Source organism: Corallococcus exercitus (assembly GCF_003611585.1).
Classification (GTDB): domain Bacteria; phylum Myxococcota; class Myxococcia; order Myxococcales; family Myxococcaceae; genus Corallococcus; species Corallococcus exercitus.
In genome coordinates, this window is the sequence record NZ_RAVW01000778.1 from 1 (window position 1) to 1,477 (window position 1,477).

Annotated in this window: 1 protein-coding gene and 1 pseudogene; both read right to left on the minus strand. The window is 74.5% G+C overall.

What is annotated here, in order from left to right; translation table 11 throughout:
• Positions 1-225 (minus strand): hypothetical protein (locus D7W79_RS41925; protein ID WP_147442358.1); only part of this gene is annotated, 225 nt, incomplete at its 3' end.
• A gap of 35 nt (positions 226-260) precedes the next feature.
• Positions 261-1,477, minus strand: a pseudogene (locus D7W79_RS41930) (AAA family ATPase); the annotation flags it as partial.

The following is a 1,477-nucleotide window of genomic DNA, read 5'->3' on the forward strand; positions in this document are numbered from 1 at the left end:
GCCCCGCTGCGTGCCCAGCGCGAGCAGCAGCCGGGCATCCGCGGCGGTGTGGATGCCCACGCGGTCCAGCTCACGGTCGAGCGCCACGAGCACCGGCAGGCCCAGGTCCTCCGGCCCCTTCAGCTTGCGGCCGAAGGGCCAGGACCACGCGCCGCCACGGGGCGCGGCCGGCTGGCGGAGCGCATCCAGGCGCTGCCGCAGAGGGGTGAGCTGACGCGCGAGCACGCCTCAGCGCCGCCTTCCGTGCACGGCCCCGGTGCTCACTGCGCGGTCCGCCGCTCCAGCACCTGCCGGCTGAAGCGTCCGAAATCTTCGTCGATGCCGCGCAGCTGGGTGGACAGCTTGCGCGCGCTCTCTCCCAGCTCGCCCGGGAGTGTCTCCAGCATGCCCAGGGTGGCCTTGAGCCGCACCAGCTCGCCCTCCTTGAGCGCGAGCTGGGGGAAGCGGCTGCGCACCAGCCGTTCGAAGGTGCGCTCCGCGTCCGCACGGCCGTTGAGCGCGTCAGGCGCGGGCAGTGCGGACAGCAGCTGCGTCAGCCAGCTGCGCAGGTACTTGAGGCGCGACTGGAGGAAGGACAGCTCCGCCTCGGCCACCGCCGCGCGCACCGTATCGGAGAGGAACGCCGAGGACGACGGGGGGCGCGCCGCCATCAGCTGTCCATCCAGGCCCACCAGCGCGGACAGCTCGCCGTCGGGGGCCTGCGCGGACAGCTCGCCCCGGTAGTAGGTGTACGCGTCGCCGTTGAGCACGGCGTTGGGGGCCGGCGGGGGGCTGGCCACCTCGCGCGACAGCACGCGGGCGTGCTCCCGGAGGCGGTTCTCCATCAGGTCGCGGCACTCGGCGAGCACCGGCTCCGCCGTCACGCCCTCGCGCCGCAGGTTCTCCGCCACCGCCTGCACCGCGCGGCCGTACTGCTCGATGCGCTCGAACGGGGTCGCGCCCAGCACCTCGCGCGCGTACGCGATGCTCAGCGGCCGGAGCAGCTCCTGCTTCAACCCGGCCTGCGAGGGGTCCAACGCCGTGAGGGCGTTCTCCAGCTGGGTGAGGCGCCGCGAGTCCGCGGAGAGCGCATCCAGCGGATCCTTGCGGCCCCGGGGCGCCTGCGCGGGGAACGCCGACGACACCCGGCGCCGGAGCGCGGCCACCACCCGGCGGCGCGTGTCCCGGTCCGCGTCGCGCAGCCGCTCGTGGAGGGAGGGCACGGCCTCGCTGAGCATCGCCGCCAGCGAGCCCATCACGCCCAACTCTTCCTCCAGGTTCTCCGCGAGCCCGACCAGCCACTCCATCTTCACGCTGTCCTCGAACGCGAGCCCCTCCGCCGCGGACGCGCTCATCTCCAGCGCCTGCTCCAGGAACCGCGCTGACGCCTCGCACAGTGCGGGGTAGCCCGGCCGCAGCTCCGGTACCGCGCGGCACAGCTCCAGGACGTCGCGGATGGCGATGAGCAGCGACACGCCGCCGCGCCCCTCCCCCTGCC